The sequence below is a fragment of the Parafrankia irregularis genome, from assembly GCF_001536285.1.
Lineage (GTDB): Bacteria > Actinomycetota > Actinomycetes > Frankiales > Frankiaceae > Parafrankia > Parafrankia irregularis.
In genome coordinates, this window is sequence record NZ_FAOZ01000006.1 from 212,726 (window position 1) to 236,446 (window position 23,721).

Here is a 23,721-nt window from a genome sequence, read left to right on the forward strand (position 1 = left end):
TCGCCGATCCGTTGGTTCGTCTCGCCGATCCGTCGTCGCCGATCCGTCGTCCGTCACATCTGACGAGCGCCGGACAACGGCGGTCGCCTAGTCTCCTTGACGACGTTCGGGTGGCGACGGATCAGACCAGACCAGGGCCAAATCACTGAGGCGGGCAGCGTGACGACGGAAACCGACGACCGCGAGATTCTGACCGAGATCCGCGACGGGGTCTGTGTCATCACCTTCAACCGCCCGAAGGCGCGCAACGCGATCACCGCGACGATGGGCCCCGCCTACGCGGACGCACTGCGCGCGGCGGACGACGATCCGGCCGTCCGCGTGATCGTCGTGACCGGCGCCGGCCCCGGCTTCTGCTCCGGCGCCGACCTGGACGTGCTGCGCGGCGGGCCCGAGATGATCAAGAAGTTCGTCCCGGCCCGGGAGGACCTGCCGACGCTGGCCATGCGGCTGCGCAAGCCCGTGATCGCCGCGATCAACGGTGCCGCCGTCGGCATCGGCTTCGCCTACATGCTGGGCAGCGACATCCGGTTCGCGGCCGAGTCGGCGAAGATCGCGACCGCGTTCTCGCGCCTGGGGCTCGCCGCCGAGTACGGCGTCTCCTGGCTGCTCCCGCGGGTGATCGGCGTGCAGGCCGCGATGGACCTCCTGCTCAGCGGGCGGACCATCGACGCCCAGGAGGCGGCGGCCATCGGCCTCGTCCACCGGGTGGTCCCGGACGGCACCGTGCTCGACGCCGCCCTCGCCTACGCGGCGGACCTGGCGGCCAACTGCTCGCCGTTCTCGTTCGCGACCATCAAGAAGCAGGTCTACGCCGACCTCGACCGCTCCGCGGACGACGCCCTCACCGATACGCTCCAGCAGATGGACATCGCCTTCGACGGCCCGGGACTCGCCGAGGCGCTCACCGCACGTACCGAGAAGCGGCCCGCGGTCTTCGACGCCCTGCCCGCGCGAGACTGAGGCACCGCCCCGAGCGGACCGGGACCGACCGGGACCGAGCAGGACCGACCAGGACCGGCCAGGAGCAGGACTGGAAGAGCCTGACCGGCCAGGGCTGGCGGGGAGGGCCGGGCAGCCCGGTCGGTCAAGGGGCGAGCGGCTCGGATCGGCGGGCCGCAGGCTGCAGGCGGCTGGTGGCTCCGGTCGCCCTGGAGGCCACGGCGCGGCACCTAACCTCGGCGTTTGTGACCACCTTTCTCCTCAGCGTCCACGTCCTCGCCGCGATCATCGCCGTCGGCCCGGTGACGGTCGCGGCGAGCATGTTCGCCCCGGCGGTGCGGTCGGCGCTGCGTGAGCCCGACCCCCGGGCCGTGGGAGTGGTCAGCACCCTGCACCGCATCTGCAACGTGTACGCGGCGATCGGCATCGTGGTGCCGATCCTCGGGCTGGCCACCGCCATGAGCATGGGCGTGGTCGGCGACCCCTGGCTGGTGGCCTCGATCGTGCTCACCGGGATCGCCGCGCTCGTCCTCGCGATGGCGGTGCTCCCCAGCCAGCAGCAGCTGATCGAGCAGGTCCGGACGTCCCCGGGATCGGCGGTGAGCACCACCCGGGTCGCCGTGACCAGCGGCCTGTTCAGCCTGCTGTGGACGGTGGTCACCGTGTTGATGATCGCCCGGCCGGGCTCGACGACCGGCGTCTAGCCCCAACGGTGGGCGGAGGTGTTCGGTCGCCCGGGCAGCCCGGCAGCCCGGTTTGGCGAGTCGCAAGAGTGAACGATTTTGGTCGCTCCAACGACCAAAATCCTTCTTTCTTGCGGGTCGCCAGGCGACACCCCACCCCTTTTGTCCCTCTTGGGATGAATTGTCGGCACCGCAGGGCGGTGCGGATCCGCGACGCTCCCGAGGGACCGCCCTGCCGCTTGCCCGGAACCGGTCAGCAGGGCCGGGTCGGTGGCGGTGGGGTGTCCAGCCGGTCGAGGACCTGGCCGCAGATCGCGGTGAGCTGGTTCAGCTGCTCCCGCGAGAGTGCCTCAACCACAAGGTCACGGACGGTCTCCACGTGGCCGGGAGCGGTCGCGGCGAGCTTCTCGAAACCGAGGTCGGTCAGGATCGCGTTGGTGACCCGCCCGTCGGCGGCGCACGGGAAGCGCCGCACCCAGCCCTTGTCCTCCAGGCGTTTGACGGCGTGCGAGAGCCTGGACAGCGACCCGCAGGTGAACTCGGCGAGCCGGGCCATCGCCAGGGTCCGGTTCGGCGCCTCGGAGAGACCGACGAGCACCGAGTACTCGAAGTGGCTCAGGCCCGCGTCACGGCGAAGCTGCGCGTCGAGGGCCGCGGGCAGGCGCGTCATGACGTTGATGAGGCCTCGCCAGGCGGTCCGTTCGCTGTCCCGGAGCCAACGCGGCTCGGCCGGGGTCACCCGACCGCCCGCGCCGGCCGCCGGCTCTCTGCCGCCGTCCATGCCATCCAGCCTATGATTTGCGCTGGCATTCCGACTTTTTACCCGGACCTTTCGGCTGAACCCGCCCGGCCGCGCACGATCGCAGCGTGGCGGCAGCATGATCGCAGGGCTGACGGCACCGGAGGCGGGCATCCGGGAGGTAGGAGGCTCGGCGATGGCAGAGGCCATGCGGGATGAGGCCGTACGAGATGAGGCCGTGCGGGATCAGGGCCGTCCGGCACGCTGGCAGGCGGACGCCGTGCTCACCGACGGCGCGCCCGTCCAACTGCGGCCGGCGCTCGGCACCGACGCGGCCGGCCTCGCCGCGTTGTACACCGGCCTGACCGAGGCCGAGGCCGCGGGCCTGCCCGCCCCGTGGGACGACGAGCAGACGTCCGACGCCCTCGCGAAGCGACTCACCGACGACGACCACCGGGACCATCTGGTGGTCGTCGCGATCCTGCGCGGCCGGCTGGTCGGGGCGGCGGAGTACGTCCGGTCGGGCGCGCGCCCGGGCCCGGCCCGGGTCCGCCTGGTCGTGCGGACGGGGTACCGGCGCCGGGGTGTGGGGCCGCTGCTGCTGGAGCACCTGACCGCGGCCGCCGGCGATCTGGGCGTTCGGCACCTGGTCGCCGACCTGCCCAGCAGCAACGACCACGCCCAGCGGGTCTTCCAGGCCGCCGGGTTCGTCCCCGACGACGCTCCCGACGACAGTTCCGACACCGGCACCGACAGCGGCAGCCGCGGCGACACCAGCGGCAGCAGCGACACCAGCGCGAGCGGCAGCGGCAGCGGCAGCGGCAGCGGCAGCGGGCGGATCATCCGGATGGCGTTCTCGACCGCCCAGGCGCCGCGGGCGCGGGGCATCTCACGGGCGTTGGAGCAGCGCGCCGAGGCACGCAGCATCGCCCGGCTGCTGAACCCTCGGGCGGTCGCGGTCATCGGCGCCGGCAGGCGACCGGGAAACGCGGGCCACGAGGTGTTCCGGAGGCTGCTGTCCAGCGACTTCCACGGCCCGGTCTACCCGGTCAACCCGGCGGCCCGGCAGATCGCCTCGGTCTACGCCTATCCCGACGTGCGCGAGATCCCGGACCCGGTCGACCTGGCGGTGATCGCGCTGCCCGCGGCCCAGGTCGCCGACGCCGTCCGCGCCTGCGCGCAGAAGGACGTCCGGAACCTGATCGTCGTCTCGGCCGGCTTCGCCGAGGCCGGGGCCGATGGCCGGGCCCGCCTCGCCGAGGTGACCCGACTGGCCCGCGAGTCGGGCATGCGGCTGATCGGCCCGAACGCGATGGGTGTGATCAACACGGATCCGGCGGTCCGCCTGCACGCCACGTTCGCCGCCGGCTCGCCCCCGACCGGGCGGGTCGGTGCCTTCACCCAGTCCGGGGCGCTGGCCGGCACCTTTCTCACCGAGACGGCGCGGCGCTCGATCGGCCTGTCGACGTTCGTCTCCACCGGTGACCGTTCGGACGTCTCGGGCAACGACCTGTTGCAGTTCTGGCAGTCGGACGAGCGCACCGAGGTCGTCCTGCTGCACCTGCAGAGCTTCGGCAACCCCCGCAAGTTCGCCCGGATCGCCCGGCGGCTGGGCCGGCGCAAGCCGGTGATCGCGCTCAAGAGCGGCGGCAGCTCCACCGATCCGGCGCTGGACGCGCTGTTCACCAGCGCCGGCGTCATCCGGGTCGACACGCTGGGGCAGCTTTTCGACATGGCCGCGCTGCTGGTGTCCCAGCCGCTGCCGGCCGGGCGGCGGGTCGGCATCGTCGGGACGTCCAGCGCGCTGGCCGCTCTGGCGGTGGACGCCTGCCGCACGGCCGGACTCGACGTGGCAAGGTTCGGCCCGGCCACCACGGCCGCGTTGGGTGACCTGCTCGACGGCCAGGACGCGACGAACCCGGTGGACCTGGGCGCGATGGCCGCCCCGGACCGGTTCGAGGCGGCGCTGCGCACCGTCGCCGGCTCGGGCGACGTCGACGCCGTGCTGGTGCTGATCACCCCGCATCCCGCCGGCGACGAGCTGGCGCGGGCCGTGCGCGGCGTCGCCGCGGCGGGCCGCCTGCCGGTCGTCGCGTCCTTCCTCGGCCATGACGGGATCCCGGCCGCGCTGGCCGCCCGCCGGACCGGCCACGGCGCGGCTTCGGGCCACGCCTCGGCCCCGGATTCCGCCTCGACGCCGGGCCGCGGCTCGGTGCCGTCCTTCGCCTCGCCGGAGTCGGCGGCGTGGGCGATCGCCCGGGCCGCCGACCACGCGGCCTGGCGGGACCGTGACCAGGGCACGGTGCCCACCCTCGACCGGCTCGACCTGGGCCGGACGATGCGCGCGATGGACGGCGCGGCGATGGACGGCGAATGGCTGCCACCGGACCGGGTCACGGGAATCCTCGCCGGAGTCGGCCTCGCGGTCTGGCCGGCTGAACGGGTGGTCTCCGAAAGCCACGCGCTGGCCGCGGCCGAACGGATCGGGTGGCCGGTCGCCCTCAAGATCGCGGACGAGCGCTTCCGTGGCCGGCTGGACGTCGGCGCGGTGCGCCTGGGCATCGAGGGTCCCGGCGCGCTGGCCGAGGCGTGGCGCACCATCCGGGCCGCAGTCGGGCCGGGCGACATGCTGGTGCAGCCGATGGCCCCGGCTGGTGTCTCCACCGTGGTCCGCATGACCCATGACCCGGCGATCGGGCCGCTGGTGTCGCTGCGGCTGGGCGGAGCGGTCGCGGACCTGCTCGTCGACCCGCTGGCCCGCGCTCTGCCCCTCACCGACCGAGACGCCGCGGAGCTTGTGCGCGGCATCCGGGGCGCCGTCATGCTGGTCGGCACCGGCAGCACCGGCAGCACCGGCGGCACCGGCAGCACCGGCGGCACTGGCAGCACTGGCGGCTCCGGCAGCACAGGCGGCACGGGCGACGCAGGCGCCGCGGGTGGGACGGCGCCAGCCGATCTCGCCGCCCTGGAGGACGTGCTGCACCGGCTCGCCCGGCTCGCCGAGCGTGCGCCCGCCGTCGCCGAGGTGCTCCTCGACCCGGTGCTCGTCGGCCGCTCCGGTGTCGTGCTGCTACACGCCGGTGTCCGCCTGCTGCCGCCGGGGACCGACCCGGAGTCGCTGCCACGCCGGATGACCGGATCGGGCGTCGACTTCTTCCGCTGATGGGACTGCACTGGTTCCGTCAAGGCGCCGTTTTCTCCCGCTGGGGCGCCACTTCTCCCGGCCGGCGCAGTCCGCCGCGGGCTCAGGCCACCGAGTGGGTCACCGTGCAGGTGTACATGCCGGCGACCACGCTGGACGGGACGTTCACGATGAACGTGGGATTCCACGACACGGTGCTTTGCAGGATGTTGACCGTGACCGCGGAGAAGGCGGTGCGGGTGGTGCTCAGCGTGACCGCGTTGGCCGCCGTGGCCTGGCCCGGGGTGGTGAGCGAGAGCAGTCCCGTGGTGGCGGTGACGGGCCCGGACCAGTAGGACAGTTGGCTGGTCCCCACCGTCCGCTGGCTCCCCCCGGCACCGGTGGTGCAGCTCGTCGACGACACCGACGCCGTCCAGGTGCCGATCAGGTTCGTGCTTGTGACCGTGACGGTGCCGAGCGCCGCGGTGAGCGTGCCACTACCGACCGGCCGGGAGCCGAGGCTCTTCGAGGTCGGCACGGTGATGTCCAGCGCCGCCCTGGCCGGGGTGAGCCCGGCGCCGGACAGCACCAGCGTCGGCAGGACGAGTGCGAGCCACCGGCGTGCGGGTACGCGGCGGGTCCCCACCGGGCGGGATCCGCGGCCCGACAGACGGTTGCGCACCGCGCATTGGTATCGCGGGGACTGATCGCGGGCAAGGAAGCCCGCCGCGGCTCAAGGTCCGATTCGGGGGCGGATCCGGACCGGACGGGACTTCACGCACACCCGACCAGCCGATCAGGGCGGAACCGGGCCGCACTGGGCCGGCCTGGCCGGTTCCCCGCCGCTCATCCCCGAGGAGGCCTTTGACCAACGCCACTCGTGGTTACGGATAGTAGCCACCGTCGGTCCGGCGTGACTACGGTAGCGGCGCTCACGATCGGTAAACATCCCCGTCCTGGCAGCGAGTCAGGACCCGCGAACCACGGCGGCCTACCGCCGGGAACGGAGGTGCGGCTTGCGCAGGTCATCACTCGCGGTAGCCGCCGGCGCTACCGCGATCGTCGCCGCCGGGCTGGCGATCACCCCACCCGCCACCGCCGCGACGTCCGGCACGACCAGCGTCACGTTCACGTTGACCGGCGGGACTCTCGACATCGCCGTTCCGGGGCCGACGGAGGTGAACCTCGGCTCGTTCGCGGTCACCACGCCGACCGTGTCCGGCCCCCTCGGCAATGTGACCGTCACGGACTCGCGTGGTCTCGCGTCCGCGACGTGGATCGCGAGTGTCGCGTCGTCGGCGCTCGCGGGCAGCGGCGCGGCGGCGGGTGTCACCATCCCGGCGTCCGCCATCGCCTACGCCCCCGGAACGATTACGGCCAGTAATGTGTCGACCACGGGATCAGATGTGGCCGCGCTGTCTGGCACAGCACAGACAGCGGTGACGGCCACGGCTGGCACCGGCCTGAACACCGCGACCTGGAACCCGACGCTCACCGTCACGATTCCGCCGGCGTCCGCGGTGGCAGGCACCTTCACCGCGACAGTGACGCACTCGGTCGCCTAGCGGTCCGGTCGTCCGCCGCCGCGGGCGACCACGCGGGCGAGGGGGTGGGACGACGGAACAGCGATCTGGCCGGGCACTGCCGGGCCACACGGTCGCACGAACGATCATGGTTGTCGTGGCCGGTCTGCTGCTGGTCACGACCACCATGGGCGCTTCTCCCACGGCGCGGGCGAGCGACGACGGCTCGATCGGCGTCCGCCTCATGGAGGTCACCGACAGTCTGCGGCTCGACCCGCGTGCCCGGCAGTATCTGATCGATCATCTGGAGCCGGGCACGGTCATCGACCGGCACGTCGAGGTCGCCAACAACAGCGCCGAGCCGCGCCGGATCACCATCTACCCGGGTGCCGCGACAGTCGGGAAGGGCCACTTCTCCTTCGGTGACGGCCACGCCGCCAACGAGCTGACCACGTGGACCAGCGTCGACAAGGAGGTTCTCGAGGTCGCGCCGCACAGCGTCGACACTGTCACGGTCCGCGTCGCCGTGCCGACCGACGCCTCGCCCGGTGAGCACTACGGCGTCCTCTGGGCCGAGACAGCCAGCACCACGAACGACGACGGCGGCGTCGAGATGGTCAACAGGGTGGGCATCCGCATCTATCTCGACATCGGGCCGGGCGGACCCGCGCCGTCCGCCTTCACCATGTCGGACATCGTGGCCCGGCGTCTGGAGGACGGGCGACCCGCCATGATCACAACCGTCCACAACACGGGTGGACGGGCCCTGGACATCACCGGCGAGCTGCTCCTGACCGACGGACCCGGCGGCCTGCGGGCCGGCCCGTTCGACGCGAAGCTCGGGACGACCATCGCCCCGGGCGAAAGCGACCCGGTCACGGTCTTCCTGGATCCGCTGGTACCGGCCGGCCCGTGGAAGGCGACGATCACCCTGCGCAGCGGCCTGGTGGAGAACACCATCTCCGCGCGCATCCGCTTCCCCGATCGGCCCGGCACCCAGGCCGGCCCGGTGCGTGAGCGCCTCCTTCCCTTCCTTCCCCTGGACGGGCCGGCCGCTTTCGCGGCCGTCGCGGGCACCGGCATGCTCACCGCGGCGCTCGCCCTGCTCACGGGTCGCGCTGTCCGCCGCCGTGATACCGGCCGTGGCCGTGGTACCGGCCGCGGCCGCCACGCCCGCCGAGTCGGCAGAGGGCCCGAGGAGGGGTAGACCGCCCCGGTGTCCCTAGGGTCTTCAGGGATCGGACGGGCCGATGGGGACCGGACCGTGGACGACGGAGGGTGCTCCATGGATCTTGAACTGGCCGGCAGGGTCATCCTGGTCACCGGTGGCTCCGAAGGCCTCGGCGCGGCGCTCGTCCGCACCCTGGCCGCGGAGGGAGCGCGGGTGGCCTTCTGCGCCCGCCGCGCCGAGGCCCTCGACCAGCTCGCCGACGAGATCATGAAGGCCGGCGCGGCCGAGGCGGATGTGCTGCCCGTGGCCGCCGACGTCACCAGCCCCGCCGACCTGGAGCGGTTCACCGAGCTCGCCGTCGGCCGCTGGGGCCGGATCGACGGGCTGGTGAACAACGCCGGGCGCAGCGCCGCCGAGATGTTCGACACCCAGACCGACGAGATGTGGAGCGAGGACCTCGAGCTCAAGGTCTACGGCGCGATCCGGCTCATCCGGCTGGCGCTTCCGCATCTGCGCGCCGCCGGTGGCGGCAGCATCGTCAACACCCTCGCCGTGGCGGCGAAGGCGCCGGGAGCCGGATCGACACCCACCTCGGTGTCCCGGGCCGCCGGCCTCGCCCTGACCAAGGCTCTGTCGAAGGAGCTGGGCCGGGACGGGATCCGGGTCAACGCGGTGCTCATCGGGCTGTTGGAGAGCAGGCAGTGGGAACGGCGGGCGACCGAGCTCGGTGTCAGCACAAGCGACCTCTACGCCGACCTCGGCCAGAACTCCGGCATCCCGCTCGGGCGGGTCGGCGAGGCCCGGGACTTCGCCGACCTCGCCGCGTTCCTGCTCTCGCCGCGGGCGGCCTATCTCACCGGCGCCGGCATCAACCTGGACGGCGGGCTCTCCCCGGTGCACTGAGTGACCCGGTGAAGGGTGACCCGGTGAGGGGAGCCAGCCGGTGAGCGGATCGACCCGGTGGGCCGAGCCGCCGGGTGGGCCAGGTTGCCGGGTGAGCCAGGTCACCCGGTGCTCCGGGCCGGAATCTCGTAATTCGCAGGCTTAACCCGCGCCTACCCGGGAAGCAGGAAAAACGAGCAACACGATCACACCACCACACGGAGGACGACCGTGAGCCTGATCCACAGCCTGCTCGAAGGACTCGACGCCAGCGACCGGGAACGGACCGTCGGCCTGATCAACCGAAGCATCGCGGCGGACCTGGCCAGCGTCGCCGACGGTGCCGGGCCGACCCGGCAGGTCGACGTGGGCACGCGCAGCCGGGCCCGGCGCACGCGCTCGACGTCGGGATCGGGCGCACGCTCCGGGCGCTGAGCGCTCCCGTACCGGGGCGGCACGCACAGCTGCCCACGCAACAGAGAGAAACATCAGGACCACGCTGGACCGGCAACGATCCGGAAATTCGCCAATGTCACGCGCCCACACGGCGTGGGACTGTTCGAGATGTCCCTTTGCGGTACTAGGTTCTGGCCGTTCGGCCTCGCGCGTCGCGACGAGGGCCGTCCGCGGATCGCACCACGCGAGCCGTGCCACCCGACCGCAACCGCGCATCACCCACTGCGCGGGGGCGCCCCGCCGCAAGAGGGAAGATGCGTCTCGTTCACGCAGCCGACGTCCACCTCGACAGCCCCCTGCGCGGGCTGACCCGGCTCGGCGACGGCGACCTCGCCCAACTGCTCCGTCAGGCGACCAGGCGGGCGCTCGGCAACCTGGTCGATCTCACCATCGCCAGGCAGGCGGACGCACTGCTGCTCGCCGGGGACATCTACGACGGAACCTGGCACGACTACGCGACCGGGCGGTACTTCGTCGAGCAGATGGGGCGCCTGCGCGACAGCGGCGTCCGGGTTTTCATGATCTCGGGGAACCACGATGCCGAGAGCGAGATCACCCGGACGCTCACGCTGCCCCCCAACGTCCTCGTGTTCCCGGCCGAACAGCCGGGCACGCACATCGTCGAGGACCTGGGCCTGGCGGTGCACGGGCAGAGCTACGCGACCCGTGCCGTCGGGGCCAACCTCGTCCTGCGGTACCCCGACGCCGTCGGCGGGCTGGTCAACGTCGGTCTCCTGCACACCGCGGCGGACGGCGCCGACGGCCACGACAACTACGCGCCGTGTTCGGCGGACGATCTGGCCCGCACCCGGTACGACTACTTCGCGCTCGGCCACGTCCACACCCATCGTGTGGTGGCCGCTGGCGAGCAGGTGGCGGCGTTCAGCGGGAACCTGCAGGGCCGCACCCCGCGGGAGGCCGGCCCGAAGGGCGCGCTCGTCGTCGAGATCACCGGCACCGGCCCCGCCCGCGTCGAGCACGTGCCGTGCGATGTCGCCCGCTGGGCGATGATCACGGTCGACATCAGCGGCACCACCACCCTCGACGCCGTCCTCGACCGGATCGCACGGGAGCTGCGGGACGCGCGGGACGCCGCCGGCGACCGCCCCGTCGTCGCGCGGATCGTGCTCACCGGCACCAGCCGGGCCGCCGCCGACCTCGCCGACGCCGAACGGCTGCGCGAGGAGCTGCGCTCCGTCGCGGACGGCCTGCGGGTCTGCCTGGAGAAGATCGTCACCCGGGTCACCGATCCGGCGTCCGCCGGCGGCGTCGACCCCGAGCTGATCACGTCGATCCGGGTCGCGTGCGAGTCTCTCGGCGGGCAACCGGACCTGCTCCGGCAGTGGGCCGGCCCGCTCGATCGGGAGGTCGGGCGGCTGCTGCGCACCGCCGAGCTGCTCGACCTGGGTGACCCCGGCACGCTCGGCGAGCTGGCACACCGGGCCGGGGTCGGCCTGCTGGCCCGACTGGCCGGCGGTGACGCCTGATGCGCATCCGGGCGTTGGGGCTTGAGCGCTACGGTGCCTTCGAAGCCCGCCGCGTCGAGTTCGGCCCGGGGCTGACCCTGGTCGTCGGCGCCAACGAGGCCGGCAAGTCCACCACCCTGGACGCGCTGTCCGACCTGCTGTGGACCTTCCGCGGCACCCGGCAGAGCTTCCATTTCGGCCTGGGCGCGCTGAGCCTGAGCGCCGAGGTCGAGCTGCCACCGGCACCGACGGCGCCGGTGGAGATCAGGCGCCGCAACACCGGTCTGCAGACGGTCGCGGACGGCGTCCCGTTCACTCCGCCCTGGGGCTCCGGCGGCGCCGCGGAACGCGACCGCTGGCGCCGCGCGTTCGGGCTTTCCCACGCGGAGCTGCGCGATGGCGGCGACCTGGTCTTCGCGGGCCGCGGTGACCTCGCCGAGCTCGTCTTCACCGCGCGTAGCGGGCGGGCCGTGCGCAGCCTGCTCGACGCGCTTGAGGCCGAGGTCGACTCCCTCTACAAGCAGCATCGCAACAGCAGGACGTCGAAGCTGCGCATCGCGCTCGCGGACTACCAGCGCCAGGCCGAGCAGGCGACGTCGTCCATGACCCGCGCGGCGCAGGTCGAGGCGACGCGCCACGAGCTGGCGCTACGCCGCGACGAGGCCGCGGCGGCCGCGGCGGCGGCCCGGGCCGCCGCCGCGCGGCTCGACCGGATGGAACAGCGGGGCCGGGCCGCGGCCTTCGTCCGGGACCTCGTGGTGCTCCGGGAGCGCCGGATCGCCCTGCTCACAGCCGGCACCGTGCTCACCGCGGAGCAGGCGGCGGTCTTCGACGCCAGTGCCGCGCAGACCGTGGCCGCCGAGACGGAGCTGGAACGGCTGACCACCGAGCTGACCGAGCGCCGTGCCGCACGCGCGAAGCTGACCGTCGACGAGGCCGTGCTCGCGGACGGCGAGACCATCATCCGGCTGGACCGGGCCAGCGTCGCCCGGCTGGGCGACGGCCGCCGCGCCCATGAACTGGCCACCGAGTCAGGTCACCAGGCCGCGCGGGCCCGCGCGCTGGTGCTCGGCCTCGTCGGGCCGAACGACGGGCGCGACACCGCCGACCTGCTCGACCAGCTGCACGTCCCCCGGGATCTCGCCGCCCAGCTGGACGCGCTGGCCGCCACGATCGGTGACCTCGGCGACGAGCTGGGCCGGGCCGAGGAGACACTGTCCGCCGCCCGCCAGCGCCACGACGCCGCCACCGAGCTCTCCCCCGGGGCCGATCCGGCCACGATCAGCCATCTCAAGGCCGTGGTCTCCGCGGTCGGCGCCCAGGGGTCGGCGACCGCGCTGGCCCGGGACGCCGTCGACGCGGCGGCTCACGCGGTCCGCGACCGGCGGGGGGCGCTGCACCGCGCCGGTGCCCGCGAGCTGGACGGCCCGCCGCCGGTCCTGCCCGGGCGCGCCGAGGTGCGGGCGGCGCGCAAGGAGCTGGACGCGGCGCGGGTGACACTGGCCCGGCGGGAGGAGGAACTGGTCGGGGCCACCCGCGATGACGACCTCGCCCAGGGCCGGCTCGCCGAAGTGGACGAGCAGGACCTGCCGGACTCCGTGACGCTGGAGCAGGCCCGCGCGACCCGCACCCGGCTGTGGAACCTGCTGATCGCCGCGACCGGCACCGCCACATCGGACGTCACCGTCCAACCGGACACCACCGCCACATCGGACGTCACCGTCGCATCGGACGTCACCGTCGCATCGGACGTCACCGCTGCGCCCGGCGCGGTGCAGGGTCTGAGCCGGCAGCGGGCCGGTGAGCTCCTGCCGGTGCTCGCCGCCGGCATCGCCCAGGCCGACGAGGTCGCCGACCAGCTCATCCGGCACGCCGACCTCGCGGCCCGGCGCGGTCAGCTCCGCCGGGAGGCCGCGACCGTCCGGGAGCGGGTCACGGACGCGGTGTCCGCCGCCGCCGCGGCTGCCGACGCCGCCGATCGGGCCGGCGCCGTCTGGACGGCGCTGTGGCAGGACGCCGGCCTCGCCGCTCCCGACCGGGACGACGTGGACGACGTCCTGCAGGCCGTCGACGACGCGCATCGCGCGCACGGCGAGCTGCTCGCCGCGCAGGCTCGCGTCACCGGGCTGGACCCGCAGGTGCGGGCGCAGCGCAGCGCGCTGGCCGAAGCACTGGCCCAGGTCGGTGTCCCGGCCGCGGAAGCCGACCTCGACAGCCTGCTCGGCGCCGCACGTGGCGTGCTCGACGACGACGATCGGGCCCGGGAGCAGCGCGCCACCGCGCTCCATTCCGGGCGTGTCGTCGACGAGGCGGAGCGTGACCTGGCGAAACGCCGCGAGGAGCTGCGTGGTGCCGAGGACGACTGGCGGGCCCTCGTCCGCCGCGCCGCCCTGGCGGACATCACCGACCCCCGGGGGTGGGCCGAGCGGCGGGCTGTGCTCACCGATGCCGCCGCGCTGCACGAGCTGGCGCTGCGGGCCGGCCGGGACGCCGACGCCGCCGGCGGCCTGTTTGGCGACTTCGCCGCCGAGGTGACGGGCCTGGCAGCCCGGCACGGCCTGCGCCGGACCGCCACAGCGGCAGCGGCAGCGGCAGCGGCACACATGACCGCAAACGCGACGGCGACGGCGACGGCGACGGCCGACGATCTGGATGCCGAGATCGGGGCGCTCGCCGACCTGGTCGATCAGCTCAGCGGCCTGCACCGCGTCGCCGCGCAGAACCGGGCCCGCACCGCGGAGATCGACCAGGCGATCGACGGACTCACCACCCGCGTCGAGGCGGCGGCGGGCCTGCGGGACAGCGCCGCGGGACGTCTCGACGAGCTCGGCGCCCAGGTCACCCTCACACCCGGGCAGACCCTCGCGGACGCGGCGGCCCGCCAGCGGGACCTCGCCCATGTGACAGCGGAGCTGACGGCCGCCGAGGCCCTCCTGCGCGCGACCGTCCCCGGCGATGACCTCGAGGCCGTCGTCGGCGACCTGACCGGACGGACGGACGCGGAGCTGGCGGCCGAGGTCACCCGCGCCCGGGACGAGCGGGACCGGTACGCCACCGCGCAGACGGACGCCTGGACGGCGGTCGGCACCGTCGAGCGACGTCTGCTCGATCTGGAGAGCGGCGCGAGCGCCGGCGAGCTGCACGCGCGGGCCCAGGAATCGCTGGCGCTGGTCGCGGAGACCGCGGAACGCTACGTCATCGCCCGTATCCAGCACGAGACGCTGCGCGGCGAGCTGGCGGCGTACGAACGTCGCCACGCGTCGCCCCTGCTCACTGCGGCGGGGCAGCTGCTCGAACGGCTCACCGAGGGCCGGTACGTGGCGCTGCGGGCCGTCGACCGCGGCGACAACGCCCGGACGTTGAAGGTCATCCGCTCGGACGAGCACGAGCTCGGGCCGCACGAGCTGTCGGAGGGCACCTGCGACCAGGTGTTCCTCGCCCTGCGGCTGGCTGCGATCGACCAGCTGCAGCGGGAGCGGGCTGATCGCGGCGAGCCCACGCTGCCGGTCGTGCTCGACGACGTCCTGATGACCTTCGACGACGACCGGACGAGGGCCGCCCTACGGGTGCTGACCGAGTTCGCGCCCCTCTGGCAGATCATCCTGCTGACCCACCACGAGCACCTCGCCGACCTGGCCCGGGACGTCGTCGTCGGCCGCGACGACGCCGACCTGATCACGATCACGTATCTGCCCGCCGCGTTCGCGATCGCCGCTGCCCGCGAGCCCGATCACATCCGGGCCATGGCGGGGATCGGGCTGCCGACCGAACCGGGCGACCGGCTCCTTCCCGCCCCGGCCGGGCCGCGCGGGTCGGTGGCGCTCACCTCCGGCGGTTCCTCGGGCACCGCCGGCTCCTCCGGCCCGGGCGGCGCCGGGGCCGGCGGCCGGGATCCCGGCCAGATCCGCGGATGGGCCAGGCAGAACGGCTTCGAGGTCGGTGACCGCGGCCGCATCCCGCGGGAGATCATCGAGGCTTTCGAGGCCGCTCACTCGGGCTGACGCCCACCCGCGGTGAGCTCCGTCCCGCGGCGGGCGGGAACCCGCTCACCGACCGGTACCGTCGAAAGGCGGCACCGGGACGTGCCGCACGCAGGACCAACCACGAACCGAAGGCAGGCGACCGCAATGACCGGGCGTCAGAAGATCGCATATCAGGGCGAGCCGGGGGCCAACTCCCATATCGCCTGCCGCGACGTCTACCCCGATTTCGAGGCGGTACCGTTCCAGACCTTCGAGGAGTGCTTCACCGCACTGGAGGACGGCACCGTCGGCCTGGCCATGATTCCGGTCGAGAACTCGACCGCGGGCCGGGTGGCGGACATTCATCACCTGCTCCCGAACTCGTCCGTGCACATCATCGGCGAGTACTTCCTGCCGATCCGGCACCAGCTCGTGGGCCTGCCACGCGCGACCATGGACGACCTCAAGACGGTGCACAGCCACCCGCAGGCGCTGGCCCAGTGCCGCAACGCCATCCGCGCGCTCGGGCTCACCGCCGTCCCGGCCGCGGACACCGCGGGCAGCGCGCGCGAGGTCGCCGAATGGGACGACGTGACGAAGGCTGCGGTCGCCTCCCGGCTGGCGGCCGAGGAGTACGGTCTGCGGGTACTGAAGGCCGACCTCGAGGACGAGGAGCACAACACCACCCGCTTCCTGATCCTCTCCAACGAGCGCCTGCGCGCCGCGGCCGGCGTCGGGCCGATCGTCACCACCTTCGTCTTCAAGGTCCGGAACATGCCGGCGGCGCTTTACAAGGCGATGGGCGGCTTCGCCACCAACGGCATCAACATGACGAAACTGGAGAGCTGCATGGTGAGCGGCAACTTCGTGGCGACGCAGTTCCTCGCCGACATCGAGGGCAGCCCGGAGGATCCGGCCGTCGAACGGGCCTTCTCCGAGCTCGGCTTCTTCGCCGACTACCGGATCCTCGGGGTCTACCGGGCCAGCCGGTTCCGCGAGCGGTACGGCCCGGCGACCGAGCGCGCCTGAGCGCCCCCGCCGACCCGGCCCCGCCATGCGACACGCGTTCCAGCAGGTCGACGTCTTCACCGACCGGCCCTGCCTCGGCAATCCCCTCGCGGTGGTCCTCGACGCGGAAGGCCTGACCGCCGCGCAGATGCAGCGGTTCGCGGCCTGGACGAACCTCTCCGAGACGACCTTCGTCGTGGCGCCGACCACACCGGCGGCCGACTACCGGGTCCGGATCTTCACCCCGGCGAGCGAGGTGCCGTTCGCGGGCCATCCGACGCTGGGGACCGCCCACGCCTGGCTGGGCGCGGGCGGGGCACCCCGTGACGACGACCGGATCATCCAGGAATGCGACGCGGGCCTGATCACCGTGCGCCGGGAAGCGGTGCCGGGAGAAGCCGCGTCCGCGCAGGCGCCGTCGGGGCAGGCGCCGTCGGGGCTGGCCTTCGCGGCGCCGCCGCTGCTGCGCTACGAGCAGGCGGACGCCGAGCTGCTGGTTCACCTCGCCGAGGTCCTGCGGATCGCGGCCACGGACATCGTCGCCGCCCAGTGGGTGGACAACGGCCCGGGCTGGGTGGCGGTGATGCTCGACTCCGCCGAGGCGGTGCTGGCGATCCAGCCCGGCACCGTCGACCTGAGCGTGGGTGTCATCGGCCCGCACCCGGAGGGCGGCCCGGCCGCCTTCGAGGTGCGGGCGTTCAGCCACCTGCTCACCACGGTCGAGGATCCGGTGACGGGCAGCCTGAACGCCTCGCTCGCCACCTGGCTGTTCGACACCGGTGTGGTCGATGGCCCGTACACCGCCCGGCAGGGCACCAGGCTCGGCCGGGAGGGGCAGGTCCGTCTCTCCCGCGACGAGGCCGGCACCATCTGGGTCGGCGGCGACGCCGTGACCTGCATCGTCGGCGAGGTCGACCTCTGATCTACCGTGGTATGCATGTGTCGCAACATCACGGAGCTGCGCGGGCTCGCCCCGCCCGCGAGCGACGAGGAGATCGAGGCCGCGGCCCTGCAGTTCGTCCGTAAGGTCAGCGGCCTGCGCCAGCCGCCGGCCGCCGCGGCCGAGGCGTTCGAGGCGGCTGTGGCCGAGGTCGCCGCGAGTGTGCACCGGCTGCTGGGCGAGCTGCCCGCGCGCCGAACGCCACCGGCTACCGTGCCGCCGCTGCGCCGGCCGGAGGTCCAGGCCCGGCTCGCCGCCACCGCCTCCTCCTCCACCGCCTCCACTGCCACCGCCGCCTCTGCCACCGCCAAACGAGCACATGCAGGGCACACACCGGCAGCGCCCGGGTCATAGCTGGGCATACTGAGGTTCGTGCCTGGAGTTTTGACAGCTGTCGTTGGATCGCCCGCGGGGCGGCCGGTGGATCTGTGGTGGAGCCGGTGATCTCCCGTGTCGTCCTCGACGGTGCGCATCACTCCGCCCCGGCGCGTTCCGGCCCTCCGAAGGACACCCCACCCAAACCCGCTCCCCCGCCGATGCCGGGCTGGCGCCGGTTCCTTATCCCGCTCGGGCTCGTCGTCACGGTGCTGCTGCTGTTCGGCCCGAGCCTGTTCGCCGGAGCGCCGGACGAGCTGGCCTACTCGGACTTCGTCGGCCGGGTCGACGCCGGCCAGGTCCGCTCCGTCACGATCGACGACCAGGGCGCCGTCGACGGCACGCTCACCGACGGCAAGGACTTCACCACCCGGATCCCGACCGCGCTCGACAGCACGGCGCTGACGAGCAAGCTCGCCGCCAAGAAGGTCGAGATCACCGCGACCCGGACGGGGACGTCCTTCCTGTCGGTGCTGCTGAGCTTCCTGCCGCTGCTCCTGCTGATCGGTTTCTTCGTGTGGTCCGGCCGGATGGCGCGCCGCCAGCTCGGCGGCGGCGCCGGCGGCCCGCTCGGGATGTTCAGCCGCTCCCGCGCGAAGGTCACCGACGTGGTCCGTCCGGAGACCAGGTTCACCGACGTCGCCGGCTACGAGGGCGCGAAACAGGAGATCAGCGAGGTCGTCGACTTCCTGCGCAACCCCGACCAGTACCGCGAGGCCGGCGCGCACGGTCCGCGCGGCGTGCTGATGGTCGGCCCGCCGGGCACCGGCAAGACCCTGCTCGCCCGGGCCGTCGCCGGTGAGGCCGAGGTCCCGTTCCTGTCGATCGCCGGGTCCGGTTTCGTCGAGATGTTCGTCGGCGTCGGCGCGTCCCGGGTGCGGGACCTGTTCGCCGAGGCACGCCGGCGCGCGCCGTCGATCATCTTCATCGATGAGATCGACGCGATCGGCGGCCGTCGCGGAGGCAGCGCCTTCGGCGGCGCCAACGACGAACGCGAGCAGACCCTCAACCAGCTGCTGGCCGAGATGGACGGCTTCGAGGCGAGCAGCGGCGTGGTGATCCTCGCCGCGACGAACCGCCCCGAGACCCTCGACCGCGCGCTGCTGCGGCCCGGGCGCTTCGACCGCCAGGTCACCGTGCCGCTGCCGAACCAGGCCGAACGCGCCGAGATCCTTGCCGTGCACGCCCGCGGCAAGCACCTGACAGCGGACGTCGACCTCACCCGGGTGGCCCGCGGCACCCCCGGGTTCTCCGGAGCGGATCTGGCGAACCTGATCAACGAGGCGGCCATCAACGCCGTGCGGGCGGGCCGGTCCACCCTGAGCGCCGCCGATCTCGACGCCGCGCGCGACCGGATCCTGCTTGGCCGCCGCGACGCGTCCAACGCCCTGCTGCCGGACGAGAAGCGGTCGGTGGCGGTGCACGAGTCCGGCCACGCCCTGGTCGCGGCGCTCTGCGCCGACGCCGATCCGGTGGCGAAGGTGACCATCCTGCCCGCGGGCATGGCCCTGGGGGTGACCCAGCAGCTCCCCGAGGCCGAGCGGCACCTGTACAGCGAGAACTACCTCACCGACAGCCTCGCCGTGCGGCTCGCGGGCCGGGCCGCCGAGCTCGTCGTGTTCGGGCACGGGTCGACCGGCGCCTCGAACGACCTGGCCGGGGCGACGTCGCTGGCGACCCGCATGGTCCGCGAGTTCGGTCTCTCCGCGGAGGTCGGCCCGGTCGGGTACGCCTCGGACGGGCCCGGCTACCTCGGCACCGACGAGATCATCGGCCGCCCGTACTCGGAGCAGACCCAGCGGCTGATCGACTCCGAGGTGGCGCGGCTGCTCCGGGAGGCGGAGGCACGTGCCATCGACCTGCTGCGTATGCACCGGGACGCCCTGAACGAGCTGACCGCCCGCCTGCTCGAGGAGGAGACGGTCGACGGAACGGTCGTGGACGAGATCGCCGCCGCCTCGGTGGCGAAGTTCGCCCACGCCCCGGGTGGCACCGGGCCGAACGGTGAGGGGCCGCAGGGGGGAATACCGCCCCAGATCACCCTGGAGACCTGAGCCCAGGTCGATCCGGCGGCCGGACGGGGTAGGCATGCTGGCATGACGCCGGAGCTGCCATGACGCCGGAACCGGTCGGCCACACGTTCGAGGTCTGTGTGGTCGGCGGCGGGCCGGCCGGGATCATGCTCGGCCTGCTGCTCGCCCGGCACGGCCTGCGCACCTGCGTGCTGGAGAAGCACGAGGACTTCCTGCGGGACTTCCGCGGGGACACGGTGCACCCGTCGACGCTGACGCTGCTCGACCGGATCGGGCTCGGCGGGCCCACCCGGGCGCTGCCCGGCCGTCGGGTGACCAGCCTCAGCTTCACCTTCGCCGACGGAACATTCCAGGTCGCCGACTTCTCCCGGCTGCGGACGGATCACCCATACCTGTACTTCGTCCCGCAGTGGGACCTGCTGGAGATGCTCGCCCGCACCGGCGCCGAGATTCCCACCTTCACCCTCCTGCGCCGCCGGAACGTGACGGGCCTGCTCCGGGACGGCGGCGGGCAGGTCGTCGGGGTCACCGCAGACGGCCCCGACGGACCGGAGACGGTGCGGGCACGGCTCACCGTGGGCGCCGACGGCCGGGGATCGGTCGTACGAACCCATCTCGGCCTGCCGATGCGCCAGTTCGGCGCGCCGATGGACGTGCTCTGGTTCCGGCTCCCCCGGTGCCCCGAGGACGGTGCGGGGCTGGGCGGCCTCGCCGGGTCTGGCCGCCTGCTGGTGCGGATCGACCGGGGCGAGTACTGGCAGGTCGCCTACCTGATCCGCAAGGGCGGCTATGACGCGGTCCGCGCCGAGGGGATCGACGCGCTGCGCCGCGGCGTCGCGGCGGTCGCCCCCGACTTCGCCGACCGCGTCGGCGGCATCGGGAGCTGGGACGACGTCCACCTGCTCACCGTGCGGATCGACCGGGCCCGGCGCTGGTACGCACCTGGCGCTCTCATCATCGGGGACGCGGCCCATCCGATGTCACCGATCGGCGGGGTCGGGATCAATCTCGCCGTACAGGACGCGGTCGCCGCGGCCCGTCTGCTCGCCGGGCCACTGATCGCCGGCCGCGAGCCGGCCCGCGCGCCGACGCCACGGCAGCTCGCCGCGGTGCAGCGCCGGCGCCTCCCCCCGACCGTGCTCACCCAGCTGCTGCAGCGGGCCGCCCAGCGCGCGTTTCTCGGCCCAACCCTGGACGGACCGGCCGACGGGTCGCCGCCCACAGCCCCCGCACTGCTCCGGCGCATCGCCCGAACCCCGGCGGCCCAGGGCGCGTTCGCCCACATCGTCGGCATCGGCTTCCGCCCCGAGCTCCCCTGACCAGGCGCGACTGCTCCGGGGACTTCGCCGGTGGTCCAGTGCGGGTCGGGAACCGTCTCGTGCTCGTGGCCACGGAACCGGACGCACAAGTGAGATCGGACAGGCAACGACGTGAAGCGTCGATGATCGACACCCCGGTAGCCCGGTAGCCCGGTTTGTCGAGTCACAAGGGTGAACGATTTTGGTCGTTCCGACGACCAAAATCCTTCTTTCTTGCGAGTCGCCAGGCGACTATTCGCCCCTTTTGCCCCGCTTCGGGCCACGCCCGTTGCCACAGCCCGGCCGCGGGCCAAGGGAACCCCCAGCGGACGGCGACGTCAGGACACCGGTGGCCGGTTCGCCGTCGCGGCGGCGAGCCGGGCCAGAACGGCGGCGGAGATGGCGTCCAGCGCGTCGACCTGGGCCTCGGTCAGGGCGTCGAACACATTCTCCCGGACGAACGTGACGTGCGCGGGCGCCGCCCGCTCGATCACGGCTCGGCCCTGCGGGGTCAGGACGACCAGCGCGCCGCGGCCGTCCTCGGCACATTCCTCCCGGACCACCAGGCCACGGCGCTGCATCCGCGCGACGTGGTGGGACAGCCGGCTCTGCTCCCACGACAGCGCGTGGGCGAGCCGGCTCACCCTCAGCCGCCCCTGCGGCGCCTCGGTGAGGTGCACGAGGACGTCGTAGTCGGCCAGGGAGATGCCGGCGTCGGCGGTGAGCTCGCGATTCATCCGCGCGGCGAGCTCACCGGCCATGAGCAGGTAGCGACGCCAGGCCCGCTGCTCGTGTTCGGCGAGCCAGCGCACCTCACCCTCAGCGCCCGCCGGACCCTCAGCGCTCGCCGGACCCGCAGCGCGCGCGGCGCCGGTCGCACTCGCGGCGCCCGCCGGATCCGCAGCGCCCGCGGTGCCGGTCGCACTCGCGGCGCCGGTCGCGGGCTGGAATACCTCGTCCACACCTCTAGTTGACACGTCATGTAGCTTAATGACACGTCATGAAGATGGAAAGGGGTCACCATGGCCAGTGCGACACTGAGGCCTCAGGTCGACATCCGCCGCGCGGACGACCGCGCGAAGACGAGGATCGCCTGGCTCGACTCGAAGCACTCCTTCTCGTTCGGCCAGCACTACGACCCGACCAACACCCACCACGGGCTGCTGCTCGTCAGCAACGACGACACCGTGCGGGCGGGGACGGGTTTCGAGACCCATCCGCACACGGACATGGAGATCGTCACCTGGGTGCTGCAGGGGTCGCTCGTCCACCAGGACTCGACGGGCAACAAGGGTGTGATCTACCCGGGTCTCGCCCAGCGGATGAGTGCCGGCCGGGGCATCCTGCACTCGGAGAAGAACGACGCCTGGCGGCTGACGAGTGACACCGAGCCCCACGACGACCCGGTCCACTTCATCCAGATGTGGGTCGTTCCGGACGAGCGCGGCATCGACCCCGGCTACGAGCAGCTGGAGATCGACAACGAGCTGCTCCGGGGCGGCCTCGTGACCGTCGCCTCCGGGATGGACCGACACGACGGCGCGTCGGCGATCCGCATCAAGAACCGGTACGCGGCGCTGCACGTCGCGCGGCTCGCGCCGGGGCAGAGCGTGGAGCTGCCCGATGCCCCTTACCTGCACCTCTTCGTCGCACGCGGCGAGGTCAACCTGGAAGGGGCCGGCCGGCTGCACGAGGGCGACGCGGTGAGGTTCACCGCCGTCGGCGGCCAGCAGGTGACCGGTGTCGAGCCCGCCGAGGTCCTGGTCTGGGAGATGCACGCCGGCCTGTCCGCCTGACCCACCCGGGCGCCCGGCGGCCCACCAACGGCCGCCGGGCCGCTCGGCGCGGGCCCGCTGCTGGCGCCGCGGGCCAGGTGGCCTCCCTTCCGACCCCTGATTCGGGTGGGATGCCGTCGGCGTGGAGCGTTGCCGCGCCGTGGCCTCGGGACGGAGACTGCCGACCCAGCCCCGAGGCTCCGCAGACGCGCGGTGCCGTCCGACCAGCCGCCCCTGACCCTCCGGTGGCCCGCCGACCCCGATCGGCGAGCGCCGAAAGGACTCCTTGTGCGGGCAGCGCTGACCGCGGCGACACTGGCCTCGACGATCATCGCGGTGCTCATCGCGCCGGCCACCGCTGCCACGGCCGCGAGCGGCTCCCCGCCCCCCGCACCGAACGGGACGCTCGTCGTCGCGCTCGGCACCGAGGACCTGATCGGCCCCATCGAGGTCCACGTCGACCTGGACCCGGAGCCGGGCCAGAACCAGCCAGACCTCTTCGGCTCCGCGGAACCGGATGACGACCAGGGCGCCGAACCTGCGCCACGGCCCGGACCGACCGCCGGGCACCGCCACACCGCGCACCCCGGGAACACGCCGGCGGGCAAGCCCAGCCAGCCGGCCGGTGGCCCCGCGGGTCGCGGCGATGAAAACGGCCCGGCAGCCACCCGGGGCGACAGCGCGCCGACCACCGCGACCGGAGCAGCAGCCGCGGTCGGCGCGGTCGGCACGGGCCCTCCGGCTGGCGCAGTCCAACCGGCCGGCGCAGTCCAACCGGCCGGCGCAGCTCAGCCAGCCGGCGGGGCGGCACGTGGCGTGCCTGGCTCCGGCACCGCACGATCCGAGACGACCGACGCGGGCCTGCCATCGGCCTCACCACCGGTGACGACACCGCCCGAAGCCCCGGACGACCCCGCCGGTGACCGCTCCGGGCCCTCCGGATCACGTCAGGGCAACGCGGTCAGCTGGCCCGGTCCGCGTCCGAGCGTCGTATCGGCACCCGCTTCGGCGAGGCCGGGGCAGCTGACCGCGGCCCGCGCCCACGATCGCGGATCGCCCACGAGCGGCGGGGCGGCGCGGTCCACGGCCGAGCGGGCCCTTCTCGCCGGAACGGCCACCCTCGGGGTGGTGCTCGCCGCCGCGGGACTGGCCGCCGCCCCACTCGCCCGCAGGCTGAGCCGACGGACACCCCACCGACGTTCCCGGCACGCCCCGCACACCACGCACACCCCGTACGCCGCCGCACGCAGGCCCGGGCACCTTCACCGGTCGCCCCCCGACGAGGTCCCTCCGGACCCGTTTCCCACCCTCGACGACATTCCCGCCCAGCGCTAGAGCCCAGCGCTC

18 protein-coding genes and 1 pseudogene are annotated in these 23,721 nt (G+C 73.5%); 16 read left to right on the forward strand and 3 right to left on the reverse strand.

Annotated features, from left to right (window positions below; genetic code table 11):
- Positions 1-159: 159 nt before the first annotated feature.
- Positions 160-963: an enoyl-CoA hydratase-related protein gene (locus tag AWX74_RS12110; RefSeq protein ID WP_242666191.1), complete on the forward strand. Its 804-nt coding sequence runs from the start codon at positions 160-162 to the stop codon at positions 961-963.
- A gap of 224 nt (positions 964-1,187) precedes the next feature.
- Complete coding sequence (locus AWX74_RS12115; protein WP_091275758.1) at positions 1,188-1,646, forward strand: hypothetical protein; 459 nt, start codon at positions 1,188-1,190, stop codon at positions 1,644-1,646.
- 232 nt (positions 1,647-1,878) lie between these two features.
- Here the strand turns inward: AWX74_RS12115 and AWX74_RS12120 are convergent, their stop codons facing one another.
- Complete coding sequence (locus AWX74_RS12120) at positions 1,879-2,406, reverse strand: MarR family winged helix-turn-helix transcriptional regulator (protein WP_091275182.1); 528 nt, start codon at positions 2,404-2,406, stop codon at positions 1,879-1,881.
- A 154-nt stretch (positions 2,407-2,560) separates the two neighbouring features.
- Here AWX74_RS12120 and AWX74_RS12125 point away from each other — a divergent pair, with 154 nt between their 5' ends.
- Complete coding sequence (locus AWX74_RS12125) at positions 2,561-5,527, forward strand: bifunctional acetate--CoA ligase family protein/GNAT family N-acetyltransferase (RefSeq protein ID WP_242666192.1); 2,967 nt, start codon at positions 2,561-2,563, stop codon at positions 5,525-5,527.
- Between the two features lie 82 nt (positions 5,528-5,609).
- On the opposite strand, the gene AWX74_RS12130 is transcribed toward AWX74_RS12125, so the two are convergent.
- Positions 5,610-6,131, reverse strand: a complete 522-nt coding sequence (locus AWX74_RS12130) for a hypothetical protein (RefSeq protein ID WP_091275185.1) — start codon at positions 6,129-6,131, stop codon at positions 5,610-5,612.
- 370 nt (positions 6,132-6,501) lie between these two features.
- Here AWX74_RS12130 and AWX74_RS12135 point away from each other — a divergent pair, with 370 nt between their 5' ends.
- From AWX74_RS12135 to AWX74_RS12185, 11 genes and pseudogenes are all read left to right on the forward strand, one after another.
- A complete protein-coding gene (locus tag AWX74_RS12135) occupies positions 6,502-7,050 on the forward strand; it encodes a hypothetical protein (RefSeq protein ID WP_091275186.1) in 549 nt (182 codons plus the stop codon).
- Positions 7,051-7,156: 106 nt separating this feature from the next.
- Positions 7,157-8,215, forward strand: coding sequence for a hypothetical protein (locus tag AWX74_RS12140; protein WP_091275189.1), 1,059 nt, complete (start codon positions 7,157-7,159; stop codon positions 8,213-8,215).
- Between the two features lie 78 nt (positions 8,216-8,293).
- Positions 8,294-9,082 carry an SDR family NAD(P)-dependent oxidoreductase gene (locus AWX74_RS12145; protein ID WP_091275193.1) on the forward strand — a complete coding sequence of 263 codons (789 nt, stop codon included), beginning with the start codon at positions 8,294-8,296 and terminating at the stop codon, positions 9,080-9,082.
- Between the two features lie 210 nt (positions 9,083-9,292).
- A complete protein-coding gene (locus AWX74_RS12150; RefSeq protein WP_054564185.1) occupies positions 9,293-9,496 on the forward strand; it encodes a hypothetical protein in 204 nt (67 codons plus the stop codon).
- Positions 9,497-9,771: 275 nt separating this feature from the next.
- Positions 9,772-11,004 (forward strand): metallophosphoesterase, encoded by a 1,233-nt coding sequence (locus tag AWX74_RS12155; protein ID WP_091275196.1) that lies wholly within the window; start codon positions 9,772-9,774, stop codon positions 11,002-11,004.
- Positions 11,004-14,984 (forward strand): AAA family ATPase, encoded by a 3,981-nt coding sequence (locus tag AWX74_RS12160; RefSeq protein ID WP_091275201.1) that lies wholly within the window; start codon positions 11,004-11,006, stop codon positions 14,982-14,984. Before AWX74_RS12155 ends, AWX74_RS12160 begins: the two co-directional genes overlap by 1 nt.
- Before the next feature lie 126 nt (positions 14,985-15,110).
- On the forward strand, positions 15,111-15,974 hold the full coding sequence (locus AWX74_RS12165; RefSeq protein WP_091275205.1) for a prephenate dehydratase: 864 nt from the start codon (positions 15,111-15,113) through the stop codon (positions 15,972-15,974).
- 25 nt (positions 15,975-15,999) lie between these two features.
- Positions 16,000-16,875, forward strand: a complete 876-nt coding sequence (locus tag AWX74_RS12170; protein ID WP_091275209.1) for a PhzF family phenazine biosynthesis protein — start codon at positions 16,000-16,002, stop codon at positions 16,873-16,875.
- A 15-nt stretch (positions 16,876-16,890) separates the two neighbouring features.
- Positions 16,891-17,145 (forward strand): annotated as a pseudogene (locus tag AWX74_RS12175) (DUF2277 domain-containing protein); the annotation flags it as partial.
- Positions 17,146-17,333: 188 nt separating this feature from the next.
- Entirely contained in the window at positions 17,334-19,322 is a 1,989-nt protein-coding gene (gene ftsH, locus AWX74_RS12180; RefSeq protein ID WP_091275764.1) for an ATP-dependent zinc metalloprotease FtsH, read from the forward strand.
- A gap of 59 nt (positions 19,323-19,381) precedes the next feature.
- Positions 19,382-20,620, forward strand: coding sequence for an FAD-dependent oxidoreductase (locus AWX74_RS12185; RefSeq protein WP_091275217.1), 1,239 nt, complete (start codon positions 19,382-19,384; stop codon positions 20,618-20,620).
- Positions 20,621-20,937: 317 nt separating this feature from the next.
- On the opposite strand, the gene AWX74_RS12190 is transcribed toward AWX74_RS12185, so the two are convergent.
- Complete coding sequence (locus tag AWX74_RS12190) at positions 20,938-21,561, reverse strand: MarR family winged helix-turn-helix transcriptional regulator (protein WP_242666193.1); 624 nt, start codon at positions 21,559-21,561, stop codon at positions 20,938-20,940.
- A 60-nt stretch (positions 21,562-21,621) separates the two neighbouring features.
- On the opposite strand from AWX74_RS12190, the gene AWX74_RS12195 reads away from it, so the two are divergent.
- A complete protein-coding gene (locus AWX74_RS12195; protein ID WP_091275221.1) occupies positions 21,622-22,395 on the forward strand; it encodes a pirin family protein in 774 nt (257 codons plus the stop codon).
- Between the two features lie 267 nt (positions 22,396-22,662).
- Positions 22,663-23,709, forward strand: a complete 1,047-nt coding sequence (locus AWX74_RS12200) for a hypothetical protein (RefSeq protein WP_091275227.1) — start codon at positions 22,663-22,665, stop codon at positions 23,707-23,709.
- The last annotated feature ends 12 nt before the right edge of the window (positions 23,710-23,721 follow it).

What these genes read in the sequence shown, in the direction of transcription:
- AWX74_RS12120 (WP_091275182.1), bottom strand. Translation starts at nt 2,406, where the DNA reads ATGGACGGCGGCAGAGAGCCGGCGGCCGGCGCGGGCGGTCGGGTGACC.
- AWX74_RS12125 (WP_242666192.1), top strand. Translation starts at nt 2,561, where the DNA reads ATGGCAGAGGCCATGCGGGATGAGGCCGTACGAGATGAGGCCGTGCGG.
- AWX74_RS12140 (WP_091275189.1), top strand. Translation starts at nt 7,157, where the DNA reads ATGGTTGTCGTGGCCGGTCTGCTGCTGGTCACGACCACCATGGGCGCT.
- AWX74_RS12145 (WP_091275193.1), top strand. Translation starts at nt 8,294, where the DNA reads ATGGATCTTGAACTGGCCGGCAGGGTCATCCTGGTCACCGGTGGCTCC.
- AWX74_RS12155 (WP_091275196.1), top strand. Translation starts at nt 9,772, where the DNA reads ATGCGTCTCGTTCACGCAGCCGACGTCCACCTCGACAGCCCCCTGCGC.
- AWX74_RS12160 (WP_091275201.1), top strand. Translation starts at nt 11,004, where the DNA reads ATGCGCATCCGGGCGTTGGGGCTTGAGCGCTACGGTGCCTTCGAAGCC.
- AWX74_RS12165 (WP_091275205.1), top strand. Translation starts at nt 15,111, where the DNA reads ATGACCGGGCGTCAGAAGATCGCATATCAGGGCGAGCCGGGGGCCAAC.
- AWX74_RS12170 (WP_091275209.1), top strand. Translation starts at nt 16,000, where the DNA reads ATGCGACACGCGTTCCAGCAGGTCGACGTCTTCACCGACCGGCCCTGC.
- AWX74_RS12185 (WP_091275217.1), top strand. Translation starts at nt 19,382, where the DNA reads ATGACGCCGGAACCGGTCGGCCACACGTTCGAGGTCTGTGTGGTCGGC.
- AWX74_RS12195 (WP_091275221.1), top strand. Translation starts at nt 21,622, where the DNA reads ATGGCCAGTGCGACACTGAGGCCTCAGGTCGACATCCGCCGCGCGGAC.